Annotated in this window: 23 protein-coding genes; 17 read left to right on the plus strand and 6 right to left on the minus strand. The window is 55.7% G+C overall.

The features are described from left to right. Positions 1-48 precede the first annotated feature (48 nt). Positions 49-474, minus strand: coding sequence for an HIT family protein (locus EFB11_RS08725; RefSeq protein WP_122789861.1), 426 nt, complete (start codon positions 472-474; stop codon positions 49-51). A gap of 72 nt (positions 475-546) precedes the next feature. Continuing rightward, entirely contained in the window at positions 547-1,638 is a 1,092-nt protein-coding gene (locus EFB11_RS08730; protein WP_122789862.1) for an FkbM family methyltransferase, read from the minus strand. 182 nt (positions 1,639-1,820) lie between these two features. Here EFB11_RS08730 and EFB11_RS08735 point away from each other — a divergent pair, with 182 nt between their 5' ends. The 14 genes from EFB11_RS08735 (at position 1,821) to EFB11_RS08800 (ending at position 13,798) form a co-directional block, all read left to right on the plus strand. Next, entirely contained in the window at positions 1,821-2,327 is a 507-nt protein-coding gene (locus EFB11_RS08735) for a hypothetical protein (RefSeq protein WP_122789863.1), read from the plus strand. A 1-nt stretch (position 2,328) separates the two neighbouring features. Then, positions 2,329-3,204 (plus strand): hypothetical protein, encoded by an 876-nt coding sequence (locus EFB11_RS08740; RefSeq protein WP_122789864.1) that lies wholly within the window; start codon positions 2,329-2,331, stop codon positions 3,202-3,204. 125 nt (positions 3,205-3,329) lie between these two features. Then, the gene (locus EFB11_RS08745; RefSeq protein ID WP_164706687.1) at positions 3,330-4,004 is read left to right on the plus strand and encodes a site-2 protease family protein; all 675 of its coding nucleotides are present in this window, start codon (positions 3,330-3,332) and stop codon (positions 4,002-4,004) included. An 8-nt stretch (positions 4,005-4,012) separates the two neighbouring features. Continuing rightward, on the plus strand, positions 4,013-4,735 hold the full coding sequence (locus EFB11_RS08750; RefSeq protein ID WP_164706688.1) for a segregation and condensation protein A: 723 nt from the start codon (positions 4,013-4,015) through the stop codon (positions 4,733-4,735). Beyond that, positions 4,732-5,286: an SMC-Scp complex subunit ScpB gene (gene scpB, locus EFB11_RS08755; RefSeq protein ID WP_122789867.1), complete on the plus strand. Its 555-nt coding sequence runs from the start codon at positions 4,732-4,734 to the stop codon at positions 5,284-5,286. Before EFB11_RS08750 ends, scpB begins: the two co-directional genes overlap by 4 nt. A 57-nt stretch (positions 5,287-5,343) precedes the next feature. After that, positions 5,344-5,943 carry a DUF2953 domain-containing protein gene (locus EFB11_RS08760; protein WP_164706689.1) on the plus strand — a complete coding sequence of 200 codons (600 nt, stop codon included), beginning with the start codon at positions 5,344-5,346 and terminating at the stop codon, positions 5,941-5,943. After that, entirely contained in the window at positions 5,940-6,374 is a 435-nt protein-coding gene (gene ytfJ, locus EFB11_RS08765) for a GerW family sporulation protein (protein WP_122789869.1), read from the plus strand. Before EFB11_RS08760 ends, ytfJ begins: the two co-directional genes overlap by 4 nt. A 78-nt stretch (positions 6,375-6,452) precedes the next feature. Then, positions 6,453-7,547, plus strand: coding sequence for a D-alanyl-D-alanine carboxypeptidase family protein (locus EFB11_RS08770; protein ID WP_122789870.1), 1,095 nt, complete (start codon positions 6,453-6,455; stop codon positions 7,545-7,547). Positions 7,548-7,583: 36 nt separating this feature from the next. Next, positions 7,584-8,291: a pseudouridine synthase gene (locus tag EFB11_RS08775; RefSeq protein WP_122789871.1), complete on the plus strand. Its 708-nt coding sequence runs from the start codon at positions 7,584-7,586 to the stop codon at positions 8,289-8,291. A gap of 130 nt (positions 8,292-8,421) precedes the next feature. Next, positions 8,422-9,273 (plus strand): MurR/RpiR family transcriptional regulator, encoded by an 852-nt coding sequence (locus tag EFB11_RS08780; RefSeq protein ID WP_206424201.1) that lies wholly within the window; start codon positions 8,422-8,424, stop codon positions 9,271-9,273. 65 nt (positions 9,274-9,338) lie between these two features. After that, positions 9,339-10,577 carry an NAD(P)/FAD-dependent oxidoreductase gene (locus EFB11_RS08785; protein ID WP_279220542.1) on the plus strand — a complete coding sequence of 413 codons (1,239 nt, stop codon included), beginning with the start codon at positions 9,339-9,341 and terminating at the stop codon, positions 10,575-10,577. Positions 10,578-10,590: 13 nt separating this feature from the next. After that, a complete protein-coding gene (gene cmk, locus EFB11_RS08790; RefSeq protein WP_122789872.1) occupies positions 10,591-11,265 on the plus strand; it encodes a (d)CMP kinase in 675 nt (224 codons plus the stop codon). A gap of 11 nt (positions 11,266-11,276) precedes the next feature. Beyond that, entirely contained in the window at positions 11,277-11,864 is a 588-nt protein-coding gene (locus EFB11_RS08795) for a lysophospholipid acyltransferase family protein (protein ID WP_122789873.1), read from the plus strand. Beyond that, positions 11,861-13,798, plus strand: a complete 1,938-nt coding sequence (locus EFB11_RS08800; RefSeq protein ID WP_122789874.1) for a bifunctional 4-hydroxy-3-methylbut-2-enyl diphosphate reductase/30S ribosomal protein S1 — start codon at positions 11,861-11,863, stop codon at positions 13,796-13,798. The genes EFB11_RS08795 and EFB11_RS08800 overlap by 4 nt, the downstream gene beginning before the upstream one ends. A gap of 94 nt (positions 13,799-13,892) precedes the next feature. On the opposite strand, the gene EFB11_RS08805 is transcribed toward EFB11_RS08800, so the two are convergent. Continuing rightward, on the minus strand, positions 13,893-16,514 hold the full coding sequence (locus EFB11_RS08805) for a cation-translocating P-type ATPase (RefSeq protein WP_122789875.1): 2,622 nt from the start codon (positions 16,512-16,514) through the stop codon (positions 13,893-13,895). A gap of 309 nt (positions 16,515-16,823) precedes the next feature. Here EFB11_RS08805 and yunB point away from each other — a divergent pair, with 309 nt between their 5' ends. Next, on the plus strand, positions 16,824-17,483 hold the full coding sequence (yunB, locus tag EFB11_RS08810) for a sporulation protein YunB (protein ID WP_164706690.1): 660 nt from the start codon (positions 16,824-16,826) through the stop codon (positions 17,481-17,483). Between the two features lie 37 nt (positions 17,484-17,520). Here the strand turns inward: yunB and EFB11_RS08815 are convergent, their stop codons facing one another. From EFB11_RS08815 to EFB11_RS08825, 3 genes are read right to left on the minus strand one after another with little or no spacing between them, the layout of a single operon-like run. Beyond that, positions 17,521-18,252 carry an ABC transporter permease gene (locus EFB11_RS08815; protein WP_122789877.1) on the minus strand — a complete coding sequence of 244 codons (732 nt, stop codon included), beginning with the start codon at positions 18,250-18,252 and terminating at the stop codon, positions 17,521-17,523. 6 nt (positions 18,253-18,258) lie between these two features. Then, positions 18,259-19,008, minus strand: coding sequence for an ABC transporter permease (locus EFB11_RS08820; RefSeq protein ID WP_122789878.1), 750 nt, complete (start codon positions 19,006-19,008; stop codon positions 18,259-18,261). Beyond that, positions 19,005-19,919: an ABC transporter ATP-binding protein gene (locus EFB11_RS08825; RefSeq protein WP_122789879.1), complete on the minus strand. Its 915-nt coding sequence runs from the start codon at positions 19,917-19,919 to the stop codon at positions 19,005-19,007. Before EFB11_RS08825 ends, EFB11_RS08820 begins: the two co-directional genes overlap by 4 nt. 144 nt (positions 19,920-20,063) lie before the next feature. On the opposite strand from EFB11_RS08825, the gene EFB11_RS08830 reads away from it, so the two are divergent. Together EFB11_RS08830 and EFB11_RS08835 are read left to right on the plus strand one after the other, a co-directional pair. Beyond that, positions 20,064-20,753, plus strand: coding sequence for a response regulator transcription factor (locus tag EFB11_RS08830; RefSeq protein WP_122789880.1), 690 nt, complete (start codon positions 20,064-20,066; stop codon positions 20,751-20,753). Beyond that, positions 20,750-21,976 (plus strand): sensor histidine kinase, encoded by a 1,227-nt coding sequence (locus EFB11_RS08835; RefSeq protein WP_122789881.1) that lies wholly within the window; start codon positions 20,750-20,752, stop codon positions 21,974-21,976. Before EFB11_RS08830 ends, EFB11_RS08835 begins: the two co-directional genes overlap by 4 nt. Positions 21,977-21,987 lie beyond the last annotated feature (11 nt).

The raw sequence follows: 21,987 nt of genomic DNA on the forward strand, positions 1-21,987 counted from the left end.
ACACCCGAAACCGCGCATCGGTGGTTTCGGGTGTTATTATTTCCTTGGTTATTTCATGCCAAGCTCTGCCTGGAGCGCGCCGATCATCTCCTGATATTCGGCATCGCTGAGCAGGACGGGTTCTGGATTGGTGATGGCAAAGCTGCCGCCAAATTCAAAACCACCTTCATACTTGGGGACGATATGGAAATGCAGATGCGGGTTGGTATCGCCGTACGAGCCCAGGTTCAGCTTGGTGCAGCCCCACAGCTTCTTGATGGCGCCCGATGCAGCGGCCAGATCGTCGGAAAAGTCTCGGCGCTCCTGCTCATCGCACTCGCACAGTTCCTTCTTATGGCTCTTGAGCGCCAGTGCGCAACGGCCCTTGTGCGCCTGATCCTTAAACAGATACAGAATACCGGCTTTCATTTCGCCGACCTTGAACATAATGCTTTCGCGGCCTTCGTGGTGCTCGTCACAGTAGAAACATCCCATAATGATCTCTCCTTGTCTTTCTCATGATCTTGCTGGAAGCACTTGTTTCCTTTTTCAGTATACACGCACGGCTTACGGATTTCCAGCCCCAATTTCATTTTTTGGCCGGGCGTATAAATTGACATCCCATGCTGGAACATAAGGATGATGCCGCAGATAGAGCGCATAGTCCGGGCAAAGCGCATGCACTTGCAGCGGCAAGGCAAACAGGTCCTCATTGCGATGATAGCAGGCAATGTTGAGGCGCGGTTTCCACCGCGCAATGGTCTGGGCCGCCCCTGCCAGGGCTTCCCGTTCCGCACCTTCGACATCCATTTTCAGGAGTGTGCAGGGGTCTCCCTGCAAAACGCAATCCACCGCGCGCATGGTGGTTTCCACCCCTTTGTCCGACAGTCTGGAGTTTCGTCCGGCCTTGGCCGCAAAGGTCAAAACGCAGTCTTGCTCCCAAGCGCCTGCCTGTTCCAGGTGTACAGGTCCGGCCAAGTCATCTGTAAAGGCTTTGAGCTTTCGGTAGTTTCGACGGTCTGGTTCCAGGGCTGTGATAGAGGAAAAGCGCCCCTGTGTATAGGATAACAACTCCCGAATTGTATCCCCATTATAGGCTCCAAGATCGACAAAATGTTCATCTTCGCGCGGTTTTAGTATATTTGTAAAGGCTTCTACCTTGTCGTTTTCTCCGTCGCGCAGATATTGAATTTTTCCGGTCAATTTAAAGCAAAGCATCGCGTCCAACACTTGTCGGGAACGGGCATCGGCCAGCAATTCGGCCACTGTGTCCAACTCGGCCGTATGGGCGCCCGCAAACGCCCGATCGAACAGGCCGTCACCCGCGACCGGGACATCGGGCGCGACCAAATCAAACCGCGCATCCAGCTGATAAATTTTTTCGAGCACTTCCGGGCGCTGGCTGGCAAACGACAAGACGATCACCAGATCTTCACCAAAAGTTTCGACGGTCTGCGCGAGCGTCTGGACCGGAAACCCGGCAAAGCTATGGCCCCGGACAAATTCATCGCTGGCAAAGACACCGGAAGCCTCAATGCCAAACCGCGCAAATTGCCGCAAAATTTTATCCGCGCCATCCCCCATTCCATATAACACAATGGGACGCTTTTCTTCCGCCAAGCGTTCCCACACCGTTTGTTCGATGGTTTTCCATTTCATAGGCCTTCCCCTTTTTTGATTTTTCTCCATTATAGCCACTGGTTGCGCCCCTGTAAAGGTTTGCAAAAAAGCTTGGGAAATCCCACCGGATGCCATTGCGGTTTTTCCCGCCATCCTCTATAATAAAATTAGATTTAAAATCCTTTGAATCATGAAAAATCACCAACGAGGGGAAGTCCATTATGTCAAATCAGCCCGTTCCCAATAAAATTCTTGCCATGGACCCCGAGCATCTGCGCGAAATCGACGGCGTTGTTCTGGATTTGGACAGTTATGCCCGCCATCTCGAAGCCCCGCAGGCTCCGGAACCTCTTTCACAGGAATCGAAAGCTTCCGAACCCTCTCCCCCGAAACCGGCCGTTTCCGAATCCGCGGCGCCGGCCCCTGTGTTTGCTGCGGAACCGCAGCATGTTGGATGGTATGAACCGGCGGCCCCGGAGAAAATCGTCTATCCAATCATGGCAGGCGCCATCCCGCCGCAGCAAGGGGTGCAAACCCTGACCGCCTGGACCGGTTCGGGTTCCTATCTATCGTCGTACCTTTCCTCTTTTTCCACCTCGTTTCTCACGTCTTTTATGACCTCTTACCTGCAAGGATCCGGCTCTTGGGTGGTATCCTACTGGTGGGGCTCCGGTTCCGCGACCGGCTCTGCCTTCCAGGCCGGCGGCTTTGGATTGGAGCTGATTTAACATGCTGCGTGCCTTTCACTGCAACTGGTCCGCCCCCTTTCGGGTCCGGCATCCGGATGCACCGTATCAGGTGGCGCCGTTTGAACTGCTGACCACGGTTTTATCCGCTCTGTTCTGGCAGAAAAACGGGGGTAGTATTGCCATGCTGTGCGACCGCACCGCAGCTTCCTTTTATCAGGAGCGCGGCTTGTCCGATTTGTGGGATGGTGGCATCCGTACGGTCTTGGATGACATCCCGCCTGCCATCGATCCGCATATTTTCTGGGCGGCCGGCAAGCTGTTTGCCCTGCGCGCCTTCGGTGCGCCGTGTGTGATGCTGGATACTGACTTTATTGTATGGAAGTCCATCGAACCGCTGCTCGAAGATACGCCGCTTGCGGTAATCCATCGCGAGGATATTTTGCCAGAAGTATATCCCGGCCCGGAAGCCTTTCCAGCGGCAGCCGGGTTTGATTTTTCTTCGCTCGATTGGACGGTGCAGCCCGCCAATACTGCGCTGTCCTATTTTGGCGACGCGGACTTTACCGCGTTTTATACCGACACCGCCATTGATTTTATGTGCCATGCGCAAGGGGCTGACAATGCCCTGACCTATATGGTCTTTGCCGAGCAGCGTCTGCTCGCCATGCTGGCCCAGAAAAAGGGCGTTCCGCTGCGGGCGCTCTCCGATCTCCCGGCTCTATTCACCTCGGGACAGACGTATTTTACGCACGTTTGGGGCTTTAAGCAGCAGATGCAGCAGGAACCTGCCCTGCTCGAAGGATTTTGCCGCCGCTGTGCGTCCCGCCTGCACCGGGAAGCGCCCGATTGGGCGGATGTCCTGCAGAAACTTCCGGAACTTTCCTCCTATTTTGACGATTTGGACCAGAAAATATGACTAAAACGTAAACTTTTCGGTTAGTCTTGTGTTGAAAGGGAAAATCTGCTACACTGTATGGTGAATCGTTTTGAAAAATGCCGGGAAAAGAGATTTTAAAGTTGCTCCCGGCCAGGAGGATTGTAATGCTTCTCGACTTAATCATGGGCGGAAACATCCGGGATCTTGTGGTCGGCTTACTGCTCGGCATCCCGGCGGTCGTCATCTGCCTGACTTTTCACGAAGCCGCACACGGATTTACCGCCTATCTTTTGGGTGACCGTACCGCACAGGCTTCCGGCCGATTGACCCTGGACCCGCTCGCGCACATTGACCCTTGGGGCTTTGCCTGCATGATGCTGCTTGGCTTTGGCTGGGCACGCCCGGTGCCGGTCAATATTTCGCAGCTGAAAAACCGCCGTTGGGGCATGGGCCTGGTGGCTGCGGCCGGTCCGGTGTCCAATTTCCTGCTCGGCTTTGTGGCCTATATCGTTGCCTTGGTCATTAACATCAAATTCTATCCGGTGTCCGGGTTTTCCGAGATTTTGACCCTGTTCTTCTCGTATATCGGCGCGATGTCGGTTGGCCTAGGTATCTTTAATCTGCTTCCCATCCATCCGCTGGATGGTTCGCGCATTCTGGATGCCATTTTGCCCTTCCGTCTGCAAGTTCGCTATCAGAATTTTATGAACCGCTATGGTGCGATTATTCTGCTGGCTGTGATTGCGTTCCTTTGGATCGGCGGCCTGTCCTGGCTGATCGTGAGCGCACGCCAGACCGTTTTGAACTGGGCGTTTTCGGTGGTGAACCTGTTCCTGTGATGGAGTCCATGACCTTTCGGCTGGATCATTTTGAAGGTCCGCTCGATCTTTTGCTGCATTTGATCTCCAAAAATAAGATCAACATCTATGATATTCCCATTGCACAGATTTTGGAGCAATATATGGCGGTTCTGAACGAGGCCCGTACCATGGACATGGATATTGCGGGCGATTTTATCGCGATGGCAGCGCAGCTTGTGTATATCAAATCCAAAATGCTGCTGCCCAAGCACGAGGACACCGACCCCGAGGACCCACGCGCCCAGCTTGTCGAAATGCTGTTGGAATATCAGCGCATCAAGCTGGCCACACCCTATCTGCGACAGCAGGGAGAGTTTGGACGCGATATCTTCACCAAGCCGCCAGAAGCGGCCCGCTCGCTTGCCCCGCGGGAATATCGTCACACACCGCAGGACCTTGTCCGTGCGGGACGAAACCTGCTGCGCCGTGCCGAACGGCGGGTGCCGCCATCGGCCCACGCATTTTCTGGCATCGTTGGCCGGGAAACCGTGCCGGTCGGTGAAAAAATCGCGCAAATCCTCAAACAATTCCTGCGGCATTCCAAACTGCAATTTGCCCGGCTCTTCCGCAGCGTACGCAGCCGTTCGGAAGCCGTTGCTACCTTTTTAGCGGTGCTGGAACTTTCCAAGACCCGCCGTATTCGTATTGAGGGCCAGGGGGAGGACGCTGAACTGCGTCTGGTCCCGCCCGGAGAGGAGGACCTTGATTGAATCCCCTGGAAGCCACTCTGGAGGCGATTTTATTTGCTGCTGGTGATGCGGTGCCGATCATGCGGTTGGCCCAAGCCGCCGGTGTTCCCCCCGATGATGCCGAACAGGCTTTGGAAGCTCTGGCCGCCCAATATGACTTTGAGCAGCGCGGCATTATGCTCGTGCGCATGGAGGATAAGGCCCAGCTTTGTTCTCGCCCTTTGTATGCCGATGCGGTGCGGCGCGTGCTGGAAAGCCGCAAAGCGCCCCAGCTTTCTCCGGCTGCGCTCGAAGTGCTGACCATTGTTGCCTACCGGCAGCCGGTCACACGTGCATACATCGAACAGCTCCGCGGCGTGGATTCGGGCGGCACGGTCGCCAGTCTTACCGAAAAAGGACTGATCGCCGAAGCGGGCCGCTTGGATGTGCCCGGACGGCCGATTTTGTACCGCACGACCGACAGCTTTCTGCGTACCTTTTCTCTGGCGAGTCTGACCGAACTACCTGCTCTGCCCGAACTGACCGAAGGAGAACAACTCCAGCTTTCCCTGGAGGATGGCGAAATGGGGTGAATCATCCTGCTTTTCCTGAAAATCGCATGTGTCGTATGCTGTATCCTTCTGGGCCTTGTGGGGATTTTCCTACTGCTCACACTGCCCCGTGTCGGGGTACGTGCCCAGGGTGAAAACGGTGATGTCCAGGTCTGGTTGCGCTATGGCCGCATCCGCATTCGGGTCTATCCCCTGCCCCGCGCCTTTCAGAAAAAAAAAGAGGACAAGCCGAAAAAGCCCGCGGCGGCACAGTCTGCGCCCTCTGGCTTTGATTTTTCCAATCTGGATTTGGGCGATACGGTCTGTCTGCTGCTCGATGTGCTGGACGATCTGCGCGATATTGTGCGCATCGATATCCTCCGGGCCGATGTGGTGATCGCTACGGGCGACGCCGCCAAGACCGGCATGCTGCTCGGGGAATGTTCGGCCCTTGTGGGTATGATTACCCCGTTTTTGGAAAATACTTTTTCTATCAAAGAATATCATATCGTCCTGGACGGCGATTTTGAGTCCGACCAGACCCGCTGGAAAGCCACCCTTGCCTTTTCCGCGCGGCCCATTCGGTTTTTCTGGGCGCTCTGGAAGCGCCGCCGGACGATCTTGCAACTTTATCACACGCTGAAACAACCTGAAAATCCCGGTTCGTTTACACAAAAAGACGGAGGCGAAACCCCATGAGTGAACATCCCATTCAAAACCTGATGGCTGAAACCATGGAAAAAATCAAGTCCATGGTCGACGTCAACACCATCATCGGCGCGCCCATTTCCACGTCCAGCGGCACGACCATCATTCCGGTTTCCAAAGTCACCTTCGGCTTTGGCGCTGGCGGTTCGGACTATCAGTCCCGCCATGCCAAAGACGGCGCTCCGCTGTGCTTCGGCGGCGGCGGCGGCGCAGGCGTGACCGTTTCCCCGGTCTGCTTTCTGGTGGTTGGAAGCGATGGCGAAGCGCGCATCCTGCCGCTCAATGCACAGGCAGAAACCACAGCCGACCGCTTGGTCGAAATGATCCCCGGCGCGGTCAGCAAGATCTCCAGCTTTATGGAAAGCCGCGGGGCACAAAAGGCAGACGAAGCCTCGGCTCCGGAACCGTCCGAAGAAAATTAAAGGCATATCCCCCGGAACCTGCTCGTACGCTGTATGAGTAGGTTCTATTTTGTGTTTGACAGATAGGGGGATCTTTCCATGCGGAAATGGCTGCTCGGTGTGTTGTTTGCGTTGCTTTTTACGGGCACGGCTGGCGCGGTCAGTGCGCGCAGTGCGATCGTACTGGATGCACAGACCGGTGCCGTCCTGTTTGAACAAAATGCCGACGAGATCCTTCCCATGGCTTCGACGACCAAAATCATGACCGCGCTGGTGGCGCTGGAACAGGGCGACCTGGACCGCACGTATACGGTCAAAAAGGAATATACGCTGGTAGAAGGCTCGTCGATGTACTTAAAAGAAGGCGAGGAAATCACGCTGCGCGATACGCTCTATGGCCTGATGCTGATGAGCGGCAACGATGCAGCACTGGCCATTGCCGGGGAATGCGGCGGCCTGGAATCCTTTGTGGCTGCCATGAACGACAAGGCGCTCGAGCTCGGTTTGGGCAATACCCATTTTGATAATCCCAATGGACTGGACAGCGCCAATCACCACACCACGGCGCGGGAGCTGGCACAGCTCACCGCTTATGCCATGCAAAATCCGACCTTCTGTGAAATCGTTGGCACGGCCACCTATTCTTCGAATGGCCGCACGATGGTCAATCATAATAAACTGCTGCGTCTTTATCCGGATGCGATCGGCGTCAAAACCGGATATACCAAAAAAAGCGGCCGCTGTTTGGTATCGGCTACCGAACGCAATGGCCGCCGCCTGATCGCGGTCACGCTCAATGATCCCGACGATTGGGACGATCACATCGTCATGTTGGATGTCGCGTTTGCGCAGTTTGAGGAATGCACCCTGCATGAAGCCGGCCAGTCGCTGGGCGAGGTGCCCTGTGCCGGTGGGGACGTGACCACCCTTCCCCTGTCGGCTTCGTCCACGGTCACCGCTTGGCTCACACCGGAAGAACAGGAAGCGCTCGAAACGGTCGTCTATGGCCGTCCATTCGTGTACGCTCCTGCCACGGCCGGAGCGACCTATGGCACCATCGAATACCGGTTGGGTGACCATGTGGTCGCGCAGGATACGCTGGTCTTTGCCGAGGACAGCGCCATGCTGCCCGAACGAAAGAACCGCTTGGAAAAAATCATCGATCAAATCCGCTCCTTTTTCGGGCTGGGCTGATGCCCGCCCGCCGGAGCGCTGTTGTGAGGGAATACTATGAAAGAACGACTGCAAAAAATCATCGCCCAGGCCGGCTTGTGCTCGCGCCGCACGGCGGAAACCTGGATTGCCGATGGCCGGGTCACGGTCAATGGCCGCAAAGCGTCGATTGGCACCCAAGCCGACCCGGCGCGCGACCACATCTGTGTGGACGGCAAACCGCTGGGCCGCAAAGAAGAAAAGCGCTATCTGATGCTCTACAAACCGCGCGGCTATGTGACTACGCTCCACGACGAGCGCGGCCGCAAGGACGTATCCCAGTTGGTACGCAATTACGGTTGCCGTGTCTATCCGGTCGGACGGCTGGACTACGATTCCGAAGGCCTGCTGCTGCTGACCAACGACGGCGCGGTCACCCAGCGGCTGACCCACCCTTCCCACGAGGTGGACAAGACCTATCTGGTTACCGTCCGCGGCGACCTGGCCGGGGTGCCTGGCCTTTCCGAACCCATGGACATCGATGGATATACCATTCAGCCGGCGACGGTATTTATTGTCAGCCTAGGCGAGGGACAAGCCCGCCTTCGTATGACCATCCACGAAGGCCGCAACCGGCAAATCCGCAAAATGTGCGAAAAATGCGGGCTGACCGTGCGGCGGCTCAAGCGCATTTCGGTGGGCGCTATTGAACTCGACCGCGCGCTTGCCCCAGGCAGCTGGCGCGAACTGACCGCCAGCGAGATCGAATATCTGCGCGGCGTGTAAAGCATCCAAAATTTTCAATCCCTTGAATTTTGCATGATTGCCCCGAAAGAACTTGCATTTTTGCGGCAAGCCCGGTAGAATAAACAATAGGAAATTCACAAAGGGAGCGTACTTGATCGTGAACGATCTAATGACCAAAATACAGACCAACCTGTCCGGCTTTTCCAAGGGACAACGCCTGATCGCGCGTTATATTGCCGAACACTATGACAAGGCCGCGTTTATGACCGCCAGCCGGCTGGGTGCGACCGTGGGTGTGAGCGAATCGACTGTAGTACGGTTTGCCACCGAACTTGGCTATGACGGTTATCCCCACCTGCAAAAGGCCTTGCAGGAAATGATCCGCAACCGCCTGACGGCTGTGCAGCGCATGGAAGTCGCCGGAGACCGGATGGGCAACCGCGATGTCCTGGAAACCGTACTGGGGTCGGATGTGGAAAAAATCCGCATGACATTGGACGAATTGGACCGCGACGCTTTCCACCAATCGGCGGATGCCATTGTGCGCGCACGCAGGATCTATATTCTGGGCGTGCGTTCAGCATCGGCGCTTGCCAATTTTATGGGCTTTTATTTTACGCTTTTGTTCGAAAATGTCCGGGTTTTATACACCAACAGCGTCAGTGAAATTTTCGAACAGATCCTGCGCATCGGGCCCGACGATGTCTTTATCGGCATCAGCTTCCCCCGCTATTCCCAGCGCACGCTGTCGGCCATGAAGTATTCCAAGGACCGCGGCGCCAAAGTTATTGCCTTGACCGATTCCCGGCTTTCGCCTTTGACCCGCTATGCCGATCATACCCTGATCGCCAAAAGCGATATGGCCAGCTTTGTCGATTCGCTGGTCGCACCGTTGTCGGTCATCAATGCGCTGATCGTCCAGGTCAGCCTGGGCCGCCAGGAGGAAGTGGAATCGACCTTCAACCAACTGGAGACCATCTGGGACGAATACCATGTGTATGAGACCGTGGAAGATGAATAATCCACTTGCGGAAACGTCAGGTTCCCCTGGCGTTTCCAGTTTTATTTAAGAGAGGTTTTTATACGTTGTCTACTCCAACGATCGCAGTCATTGGCGGCGGCGCAGCCGGTTTGATGGCTGCCGGATTTGCGGCGCAAAACGGCGCCTCGGTCCTTTTGTTTGAAACCAATGCCAAAGTCGGCCGCAAGATCTACATCACCGGCAAGGGCCGCTGCAATGTCACAAACAACTGCGATGTTCCCCAAGTGCTGGCCAATGTGCCGGTCAACCCGCGCTTTTTGTATTCTGCGCTCGGGCAGTTTTCCCCGCGGGATGTGATGGCCTTCTTTGAAGCGCACGGCGTGCCGCTCAAGACCGAGCGCGGAAACCGTGTGTTCCCGGTCTCCGACCGCGCGGCGGATATTGTCGATGCCCTGTTTGCCTTTGTCAAAAAGCAAGGGGTGCAAATCCTGTTTCACAGTGTCCAGCAAATCCTCACCGAAAACGGCGCGGTGCAGGGTGTGGTCGCGGATGGTAAGACCTATGCCGCCGATCGCGTGATTGTGGCAACCGGTGGTGCGTCCTATCCCGCGACCGGGTCCACCGGGGATGGGTATCGATTCGCCCGTGCCCTGGGGCATACGGTGGTATCCCCTCGCCCGTCGCTGGTGCCGCTGACCGAAAAGGGCGATGTGTGCCAGGAAATGATGGGCCTGTCGCTCAAAAATGTACAGGTCACCGCCTATGAGAACGACAAAAAGATTTTTGAGGACTTCGGAGAAATGCTGTTCACCCATTTCGGGGTATCCGGTCCTCTGATCCTGTCGGCTTCGGCCCATATGCGGCATTTCGGAAGCCGCGAATACCGTCTGGCCATTGACCTCAAGCCCGCGCTCGACGAAAAAACGCTCGACAAGCGCCTGCTCGGGGATTTCGAAAAGCACAAGAACAGCGATTTTATCAATGCGCTGGGCGATTTGCTGCCGCGCAAGATGATTCCCGTGGTCGTGCGGCTATCCGGTATCGATCCCCATGGCAAGGTTCACTCGGTGACCCGTGCGCAGCGGCAATCGCTGGTGCGCTTACTCAAAGCCTTCCCGGTCGCGCTTTCGGGTGCTCGTCCGATTTCCGAGGCCATCGTCACCACCGGCGGGGTATCGGTCAAAGAGGTAAACCCCAAGACCATGGAATCGAAAAAAGTTCAAGGATTATATTTTGCGGGCGAAGTGCTCGATGTGGACGCCTATACGGGCGGCTTTAACTTACAGATTGCGTGGGCAACCGGCAGACTTGCCGGTGTGTCCGCTGCGGATGCTACAAAATAAGGGAGAAACGGTTATGAAACGAATTTCTGTTGCCATTGACGGCCCCTCGGGAGCCGGAAAAAGCACAATCGCACGTGCCGCAGCCAAAACCCTTGGGTTCTTGTATGTGGATACCGGTGCGCTTTACCGGGCCATCGGCCTTGCGGTCTGCCGCCGCGGCTATGACGCCTTTGACCGGCAGGAGGTCATTTCGGTGCTGCCGGATATTCAGGTCGAACTGCGGTATCTGCTGGATATGCAGCGTGTCTACTTAAATGGTGAGGATGTGTCCGAACTCATCCGCACCCCACAGATCGCCCAGTTTGCGTCTCGTGTTTCCTCGGTACAGGAAGTGCGCGATTTTCTGCTGGGCATCCAGCGCGACATGGCGGCCAAAAACAGCGTTGTTATGGATGGGCGTGACATTGGTACGGTCATTTTGCCGCAAGCTGATGTGAAAATCTTTTTGACCGCTTCGGCGGAAAAGCGGGCTGAACGCCGCTGCGCTGAACTGCGCGAAAAGGGCCAGGATGTGGAACTCGGCCAGGTGCTTGCCGATATGGCGCGCCGCGATTCGCTGGACGCCGGCCGAGCCGTCGCTCCCCTGCGTCAGGCGCCCGATGCGGTCCTGCTGGACACCAGCGATTTGACGCTGGAAGAAAGCATTGACGCCGTTCTGCGCATCATTCGCAAAGCGCAGGATGTCTAGGAGGTTTCTATATGGCAAAGTATCATCCCTATTTTCAACATATCGCGCTGCCCTGCGTGTCGGCTGCGCTGCATCTGTATTTTGGTTATAAAGTCATCGGCCGGGAGAACATTCCGGAAGGCGGTTGTGTCATCTGTCCCAACCACTCGGATGTCATCGATCCCCCGCTTGTTGCGGCTGCGATGGGCAACTCACACCGCATCCGCCTGATGGCGAAGAAAGAACTGTTTTCGAGCAAATTTTTCGGCGGACTCATTACCTGGCTGGGGGCGTTCCCGGTCGACCGTGACCGCGCGGATATTACCGCCATCAAGACGGCCTTGCAGGCTGTCAAAGATGGCCGGAAACTGATCATTTTCCCGCAAGGCACACGCGACGCCAAGGAAGGCGATGCCAAGGAAGGTGCCGCGATGCTGGCCCTGAAAACTAAGGCTCCCATCGTGCCGGTCTATGTTACCGAGCACAAGCATTTCCGTACACGAGCTCGTGTCGTATTCGGGAAACCTTTCCTCCCCGACCCCAAAACGCGCGACTATGCGGCGGTTTCCGAAGATATTCTGCGCCGCATCTATGAACTGCGCAAGGAGATCCCCTCATGATGGTGCGGGTTGCCAAGACCGCCGGCTTTTGTTTCGGGGTACGCCGCGCGGTGAATATGGCCGAAGAACTGGCCAAACAACACGATGTGCTGTACTGTTATGGTGAGATCATTCACAACACCCATGAGATCGACCGCTTGGCGGCACAGGGCGTGCGCACCGCCCTCACGATCGATGAAATCCCGGATGGTGCCCATGTGCTCATCCGCGCCCACGGCGTGCCGCAATCGGTCTATCAGGCGTTTGCCGCCAAGGGCTGCCAGGTATCGGATGCGACCTGTCCATTTGTTGCCAAAATCCACCGGATCGTTGCGGAAGAATATTCCGCTGGACGGAAAATTATTATTTTAGGCAGCGCGGGACATCCGGAAATTGTCGGCATTGCCGGATGGTGCCAGGAAGCCATGGTCTTTGAAACTCCAGAAGAACTTACTGCGGCATTTTCCGAAGGAAAGCTTGCTTCGGATGATCCTCTGAGCGTGGTTGGCCAAACCACCCTGAATCGGGCGCTTTGGGATATTTCTGTGAAAATTCTGAAAAAAAGGTGTACAAACTGCAAAATATTTGATACAATATGTAATGCGACGGACGAGCGCCAAGCGGAGGCTCGTCTTCTTGCCGGAGAATCGGGATGCATGATTGTGATTGGGGATAAAAAGAGCTCGAACACAAAGAGGCTCTATGAAATCAGCAAAACTCTCTGCCCACATGTGTTCTACATCGAAGATGCGGCCGAATTGAAGGCAGATGAGATTACCCGGTTCGGACACCACGCGGTGGGGATTACCGCAGGTGCTTCCACCCCGGCATGGATTATTAAGGAGGTCAGTAACATGATGAGCGAAGAAATGAAAATTGAAACTGGTGAGGATTTCGCCGCAATGCTGGAGGAATCCCTCAAGTCTATAAAGAATGGAGAAAAAGTAACTGGTACCGTTATCGCTGTTTCGCCGACCGAAGTTCAGGTTGACCTGGGCGCAAAGCAGACGGCATACATCCCGATCGACGAACTGTCCGACGACCCGTCCTACAAGGTTGAAGAGAACATTCATCCGGGCGATGAGATCGAAGCAGTTGTTGTTCGCGTAAACGACGGCGAAGGCCTGATTTCGCTTTCCAAGAAGCGTGTCGATCAGCTCAAGGGCTGGGAGACCATCGAGGCTGCCAAGGAAGAACACACCATCGTAGAAGGTGTTATCGTAGAAGAAAACCGCGGCGGTGTGGTTGCAACTGCATTTGGCGTACGTGTATTCATCCCAGCTTCCCAGACCGGCGTTCCGAAGGATGAGTCCATGGCTAAGCTGGTAAAGACCAAGCAGTCCTTCTATATCACCGAGATCAACCGTCAGCGCAAGCGCGTGGTTGGTTCTATCCGTGCGGTTCAGCAGGAAGCTCGCAAGGCAGCTGCTGAGAAGATCTGGGAGACCATCGAAGTTGGCAACGAGTACGAAGGCACTGTTAAGAGCCTGACCTCTTACGGCGCATTCGTTGACATCGGCGGCGTAGACGGCATGATCCACATCTCCGAACTGTCCTGGGGCCGCATCAAGCATCCGTCTGAGGTTGTTTCGATTGGCGACACCGTAAAGGTTTACGTCATCGGCCTGGACAAGGAGAACAAGAAGATCTCCCTGGGTTACAAGCGCGAAGAGGACAATCCGTGGAACATCTTCACCTCGCAGTATGCTGTTGGTGATACCGCAAAGGTTAAGATCCTGAAGTTTATGCCGTTTGGTGCATTTGCAGAGATCGTTCCGGGCGTTGACGGCCTGATCCACATCTCGCAGATCGCTGACCATCGCATTGCAAAGGCAGACGAGACCCTGTCGGTTGGTGAAGAAGTCGATGCAAAGATTATCGACATCAACGACGAAAAGAAGAAGGTTTCCCTGTCCATCCGTGCTCTGCTGACTGGCGAGGGCGACGAGGAATAATTCTTTCCCTGAAATGCAAAACAGCGCAGGTTATAAAACCTGCGCTGTTTTTTTATCCCCGTGTGCCCTTATTAGGACACACGGGGATTCCGTTTTATTTTGTGCACACTTTATAAAGCTGGATGACAACGGTCGGCAAAACTGCCAGAGCGGCTACGATTCCAAGCCATTGTACCGAACCTTCGGCCACTTGGAACAGACCATTCAGTCCGGGGATGAACAACACCGCAGCCAACAGCAAGACCCCTGCCCCAAACGCGAGCAGGCTGGCAGGATTGCTGCGCAAACCAAGCTGGAATACCGACTTCTCTCCCCGGCAGTTAAAGCCATGGAACAGCCGCGCCAGCGTCAGGGTCGCAAAGGCTAATGTCATTGCCATATTTGCGCCCCCACCTCTCAGGCCGATGAAATAGGCTCCCATGGTTACGCTGGCAATCAAAATACCGTACACCAAAATCCGTCGTAGTAGACTCGGTGTTAAAATGGGCTCCTTGGGATCGCGTGGCTTATTTCCCAGAAGGTCGCCGGTAGCCGGTTCCATGCCAATTGCAATGGCCGGCAGCGAATCGGTCAACAGGTTAATAAACAACAGGTGCACCGGCGCAAAGGGTGCCGGAAGCGCCAAAATTGAGGTCAGCAGTACGCACAGGATGCCCGCCATGTTGCCGGACAGAAGGAAATTGATCGCATTTTTGATGTTGGTATAGACCCCGCGGCCATTGACGACCGCGCCGACGATCGTTGCAAAATTATCATCGGTTAGGATCATAGATGCTGCGTCCTTGGAAACCTCGGTGCCGGTAATGCCCATGGCAACGCCGATATCGGCTGCCTTGAGGGCAGGCGCATCGTTGACGCCGTCGCCAGTCATGGAAACAATCTTCCCGCGCCGCTGCCATGCCTGCACAATGCGAATCTTATGCTCGGGCGATACACGGGCATATACGGCGATATGCTCTAACTTTTCATCCAGTTCGGCGTCGGTCATTGCGTCCAGCTCGACGCCCGCGACTGCGGTATCCCCTTCCTCCAAAATGCCGATCTGCCGGGCAATGGCAGACGCGGTAATCTTATGGTCGCCTGTAATCATAATCGTTCGAATGCCGCCCCGCTTGGCGTCTGCGACGGCCTGAATCGCTTCGGGCCGCGGCGGGTCGATCATGGAGATGAGTCCCAGGAAAGTAAATCCCGATTCGTCTTCCAAGGTCAGCGGCCGAACTTCCGGCAAGGTCTTGCAGGCAAAGGCCAGCACCCGCAAGCCTTCTTGGGAAAGCTGCAAATTGATTTGCTCAATTTGGGCCCGCCATTTTTCGGTCATGGGTTCGGGTCCGCGGGAGGTCATCACGTAATGTGACCGGTCCAGCAGCACGTCCATGGCACCTTTGGTATACAGCGTCGGCGTTCCGTCAATTTCATGGAGCGTGCTCATGAGCTTGCGGTCGGAATCAAAAGCCAACTCTTGCAGCCGGGGATGCTGCGCCCGGTAGGCGTTTTCCTCCACACCCAGACGGTCGCCGATCATAACCAGCGCGATCTCGGTCGGATCGCCAATGGCGGCGCCGGTCTGCTCGTCGGTGGTCGCATCGCTGGCCAACAGCGCTGCTTTGAGCAGCAATCGCTGCACATCGTTGGCCAAGTTCAGATGTTCCTGGTCGAGCAGCTCCCCATCGGCATAGATCTTTTGCGGGGTCATTTTGTTTTGGGTCAGGGTGCCGGTCTTATCCGAACAGATGACCGACACTGCGCCCAACGTTTCGACGGCTTTCAGTTCTTTGATGATGGCATGCTGGCGGGCCATTTTTTGCGTTCCCATGGCCTGCACGATGGTCACAATCGAGCTGAGCGCTTCCGGGATGGCGGCCACAGCCAGCGCAACCGCAAACATCATGGAATCCAAAACCGCCGGCATGGTGATCTCTCCTGCATGATACAGGGTCAGGGCAAACACGCCCACACAAATCACCAAAATAATTGCAGCCAAGCGGCGACTGAAGTCATCCAAACTCTGCTGAAGCGGCGTCTTTCGCTGCTGGGTCTGGTTCATCAGCGCTGCGACTTTGCCGAGTTCGGTCTGCATGCCGGTCGCCGTTACCACAACCACAGCCCGGCCATACGTGACCAGCGAACCGGAAAACACCATATTGCGCCGGTCCCCCAATGCGACTTGGTCCCCGGCAATCACATCCTGTGTTTTTTCCACGCTTTCGCTCTCACCGGTCAGCGCACTTTCATTGACCTTGAGCGAAAAATTTTCCAAAATCCGGCCATCGGCAACGACCAAGTCCCCGGCTTCCAGTTCGACAATGTCGCCGGGTACCACCTGCGCCGAAGGGATCACCTGGCGCACGCCTTGCCGGATCACCTTGGCGCTGGGGGCTGACATGGACTTCAAACCTTGCAGCGACTTCTCAGCTTTGCAGTGCTGCACGGTGCCCAAGACTGCGTTGAGCAGCAGCACGGCAAAAATTACGATCGTACTCTCTACATTGCCGGATACCATGGAAATCAGGGCCGCTGCCAGCAAGATGATAACCAGTAGGTCTTTGAACTGCTCCAAAAAGACCTGGACAATCGATTTTTTCTTGCCTTCTTGCAGTTCATTGGGGCCATATTTCTGGATGCGCTCGGCCGCTTGCGCGGCATCCAGGCCCGTCCGAGAACTTTGCATCTGCTGCAAAGTTTGGTCGGTAGTCTGTCGATAAAAAAATGATTCCATCGCGTTTCCCCTTCTTTTTTGTTTTATTATACGCTGCCGTATCAGGAATCAAACGCGGCATAAAAAAAGACTTTTGTGAAACGTCCTGCCTCTAACAGGACGTTTTCACAAAAGTCTTGTAACCGCTTTGCATCGGCGATCGCTACCAGATCACAAATGGATCGGGATGTTGATAGCAATCCTTCGAACTACTCCCTCTTGGAAACGTGTTTCCATTATATCCTTTCTGTTCCTAGTTGTCAACGGCTTTTTTCCATCTTCTATTCTGTATCTGCCACGCATATCCTTCCTTTGGGGAGGTGGTATCGGATGCGGCGGATCAACTGGCGTGCCTGGCTGATTCTTTTGCTCCTGTGCAGCTTGGGATGCACCTGGATTTTTTTGCGTCTGCTGCGTCCCATTGTGCTGGAATATGCACAAAATCTGGTGCAGCAAACCGCCTCCTACGCCATTCACGATACGCTGACCGATGTAATTTATCAAAACCGCGCCCAATACGAAGATCTGGTCACGCTGGAGCGGGACAACGAAAATCAGGTCACGGCACTGAAAACCGACACCATCTTGGCCGATTATCTCAAGGTGCAGCTTTCCCGCGCAGCGTATGACGCGCTCAATACTCTCGAACAGGGCGGAGTGGACATCCCGCTCGGGTCGGTCTTCTTCCCCACTCTCTTTGCCGGGCGCGGGCCTACTATTCATGTCGGTGTGGCCTCGCTGGGATATGCAGACGCTGATTTTATCAGCGCCTTTACCTCGGCCGGCATCAACCAGACCCGCCATCAGATTTTGCTTGAAATCCAGGCTGACGCGCGGCTGATGACCGCCATGGGCGGCTGTGATGTCAGCATTACCAACCGCATGACAGTTACCGATACGGTCATTGTCGGCACGGTGCCGGATTCTTATACCTACATCGACGACACCGAACAAAGCCTACTTGGCAAAATCAACGATTACGCCGAATAAAACCCAAAGGCGCCCTCCCTATGGAAGGGCGCTTTTCTTATGCGGTCTGCACGTCCCTGCGGCGCATCCAGCTGATCCCGCATGCGCAGGCCAACAGGAAATAAAACAGCGACATACACACAAAGAGTCCCGCGCTGCATTGCATGGGCTCGGTTGGGTTGTGCGAACACATAGATAGCGGCAGCAGGGAAAAAGGAAAGTATACGCCAAATCCTTTGACCAGCACTGCAATCCCCAGGAAGCCGCCGCCAATGCCGCAGGCGACCGGTACCGCAAACGACCGTATGACGAGTGCCACACAGAGCAGCACCGCCGTCTGTACGATCAGACTACACCAGCCGCGCACCAGCCAAAACACCAGCGCGAGCGGGATTGGCGCTGTGAGCCCCGCAACCTTGCCCGACAGCACAAACAGGATGCCGATGAACAGCTGGGTCAAGCCGGTCAGCATGGATACTACGATGATCTTACTCATCCAAATCTGCGCCCGGGACACTGGCATGGTCATCACTAAGTTCCAGTTGCGGTTCAAATGCTCCAACCGGCAGACATAGGCACAGTATACCCCCGTGAGAGCGGGCGCAAAGAGCGTGCAGTAAAACAGCGCATGCTGGGTCCAGAGCGAATACCACTGGTCCTGCAAAATCGACAGGTTGCCCAGATAATTGGCGGTGCCAAATCCCGCAGATAGCAGCGGCAAAAACAGCATGGCCAGCCAGATACACGAACGCCGCAGCTTCATTATTTCGGCTCGAATGGAACGCATCATATCCCCTCACACCTCCTTGCGCACAAACATCCAGCGTCCAATCGCATACAGCAGGACAAAGATAACGACGATGCACAGCATCCCCTGCCAGTCAAATGCCGTGAAATAATAATCCACCACCCGGGTATCCGGGTCCCAATCCACGGCAGACACATAAAGGATGCCATAGTAGGCCCAGACAAACAGCCGCTGCAAGCTCTGTGGGAAAAACAGCGAAAACAAGCCGACCAGCGCCCCGAGCAGTCCCAGCAGCATGCCGATCATCTGGTTTTGTATCAGCAGGGACAAAATCAATTGAATGAGCAAAATGGTCAGGGTCACGCTCCAAGTCGCCAGCAGATGCTTTCCGATCTGATCCCAGGGCGGCGCTCCCAAAAAGCCCTGATACAGTCCAAAAATCACGACAGCTACCGTCTGCATTACAACCATCCAGGTCATGGTCCAGGCGGCACACAGGAACTTGGCGTCAAACAGGGCTCCGGTGCGCTGTATAGTTTCCAGCAGCTTGAGCGTCTGCCCTTTGTGCTCAATGTCCGCAATGCGGGACGCAACCACAGCCGCGATGATTGGCGTCATCATGGCATTGAGTATCGGAAAATTATACAGGATGCTCGCCCAGCCTTGCGCGAGTTCTTTCGCATCTGCATTGCGAAGCGAATACAGACCCCAGGTAAGCTGTGCGGCCAGCATCAGCAGCGGTGCCAGCCATATTTTTCGGCGGCGGCATTTATAAAATTCCATTCGCAGTGCTTTCATAGACTTGCCGCCTTTCCGCCGGTCAGCTCTAGGAAAATATCCTCCAAACTGTTTTCCCGCAGTTCCAGACGCAGCAAATCGATCCCCTGCCCCACCAGGGCACGGCCCACCTGCCGCACCGCTGCATCCTCCAAATCGGGCAGCAGCAGATAGTCTTCCTGGACTTCGGATTGAATCCCCATGCGGCTCAGCCATTCCCCGGCAACGGCATTGTTGCTGGTGCGCAGCGCCAGATTGCGCCGGCTGCGCGCGTGCAGGCGCTCCAGCCTGTCTTGAAACACCAGTTCACCGTTGGCAATGATGCCCACCACATCGGCCATTTGGTCAATTTCGCTGAGCAAGTGGCTGGACACCAGTACAGTCATGCCAAACTGTTTGGGCAGCTCGCAGATGAGTTCGCGCATCTCCTGGATGCCGGCCGGGTCCAAACCATTGGTCGGCTCATCTAAAATCAGCAGCTTGGGGAATCCCAGCAGCGCGCTGGCCAGCCCCAACCGCTGTTTCATGCCGAGTGAATAATGCGCAACCTTTTTATCCTTCTGTCCGGTCAGCCGCACGATTTGCAGCACCTCGGCAATATTCCGTTCGGGTGCGCCGCGCAGGGTCTGCACGATGCGTAAGTTTTCCTCGCCCGTCAAATGGCCGTAATAGCTCGGACTTTCGATCAGACTGCCCACATCCCGCAGGATGGACAGCCGGTTCTTGGCCGTCAGCGGCTGGCCGAATACCGTGATTTGTCCGGCGGTCGGATGGGCCAGTCCCAAAATCATTTTGAGTGTAGTCGATTTGCCTGCGCCATTGGGTCCCAAAAATCCGTAGACCGTGCCTTCCGGCACCGATAACGCCAACTCCCTGACCCGCATCGCATCGCCATACCGCTTGCAGAGCCCTTGTGTTTGTACGATCTCCATGTCGATCTCCTCCTTTTGGCTTTATCATACCGGACCTTCCTTACGTGTACATGAAGGCAACCTTACGTTTGCCTTACTTTTTATGGCTCGTTCCTTACAGAGGACGCAAATTGTGTTATGATAACAACGGGAGGGACCAAAACCATGTCTTATAAAATTCTCTTGGTCGATGATGAACCCGCCCTGCGACACATGGTGCGGGACATCTTATTGGCCGAACAATATATTGTTTTTACGGCAGCGACCTGTGTCGAAGGCGCGGCGGTGGCGGCCGCCGAACAGCCGGATGCAGTGCTGCTCGATGTGATGCTGCCTGACGGGGACGGTTTTTCGCTGTTTCAGCGCTTGCGGCAGGAACGCGATGTGCCGGTGCTATTTTTATCCGCCCGCGACGAAGATGAGGCGCGGCTGCGCGGCCTGGGGCTGGGCGCGGATGACTACATCACCAAACCCTTTCTGCCAAAGGAACTTTGCCTGCGGCTGGCCGCCGTTTTGCGCCGCGTCTATGGGCAAAAGCAGACCGCCTCTTTGACACTTGGTCGCCGTACGGTCGATTGGGGCACCGGAACGGTGTCGGGCGGTGCACAGCCGGTGTCGCTGACCGCCAAAGAATATGCCTTGCTGCACAAACTATGGTGCAACCGCGGCAACATTGTGACCATTGACGCGCTGTGTGCCGCGCTTTGGGAAGGCACACTCGTAGGGTATGAAAATACACTGATGGTGCATATCCGCCGGCTGCGGGAAAAGATCGAAGACGACCCATCCCATCCGCGTTATTTGCTGACCGTGCGTGGGCTGGGCTACCGTTTGGCGCCGGAGGGGACCTCATGAAACAGGCAACCATCTTTTTCCGCACAGTCATGCTCATCGTTCTGGCCATTGTGGTCACAATCGGGCTGTTTTTTGTGAGCCTGCTGTCCTTTGTCCTGTATTCGGCGGGACAAACCCAGTCCTGGAACGCACCGATGCGGTCGATCTCCGACGCGCTTTCGTGCGATGCGTCCAACCATTATACCTTCACCGGGCAGGAACTGTTGCAGCAGCAAGACCTTTGGGCCATGCTGATTGATCCGGATGGCGTTGTGGTCTGGTCGGAAGCCAAGCCGCCCGAAGTCCCCACCACCTATTCCCGCAATGACATTGCCGCGTTTACGCGGTGGTATCTCTGCGATTATCCGGTGCAATGCCAAGTGCGGGACGATGGCTTGCTTGTCGTGGGCGCTCCGCAGAACACGACTTGGAAATACACCTTTGAATCTTCACTCGCCAGTTTGAATGTTCTCTTTTGGGGCGGTCCGCTGTTTTTTCTGCTCAGTATCAGCATGGTGGTATGGTTGTGTTCTCTTCTGCTGCGGCGCTGGTTCCGCGCCGAACAGAAGCAGCGCGACCAGGCGCGCGCCGACTGGGTCAGCGGCGTTTCGCACGATATCCGCACCCCGCTGAGCATGGTCATGGGGTATGCCAGCGAACTGGAGCAGGACCCTTCCCTATCGGCGGCGCAGCGGAGTAAGGCGTCTGTCCTGGTCCGGCAAAGCCAGCGCATCAAAGAACTGGTCAATGACCTCAATCTCACCATGCGGCTGGATTATGCCATGCAGCCGCTGCGCAAAACCACACTCTATCCGGCAGCGCTGGTGCGCCAAGTCGCTGCCGAGGTCCTCAACAGCGGTCTGGACCCGCGTTTTTCCCTGTCGGTCGATATTGCGTCTTCTCCAATGCCGCCGCTGGAAGCCGACCGGTTCCTGCTATGCCGGGCGCTGTATAATCTGGTGGGCAACTGCATTCAGCACAATCCAGACGGCTGCGCCATCACCCTTGGGGTCAAGTTGCAGGAAAAGACCTATGTGCTGTGGGTGACGAATGATGCCCCGCATTCCACCGGTGCTGCGCCCCAGCCCAATGCCTATGGGATAGAAGCCGATGGCGGAGCGGCCCATGGAACCGGACTCAAGCTTGTCGGGCAAATCGCACGCGCCCATGGCGGGCGTGCCATTTTTCATGTGACCGAAGCCGCCTATTGCTGCGAAATTCATTTGCCGGTAAAGCGGCATTAAAAAACCCCCGC

Source organism: Intestinibacillus sp. Marseille-P6563, from assembly GCF_900604335.1.
Classification (GTDB): Bacteria; Bacillota; Clostridia; order Oscillospirales; family Butyricicoccaceae; genus Butyricicoccus_B.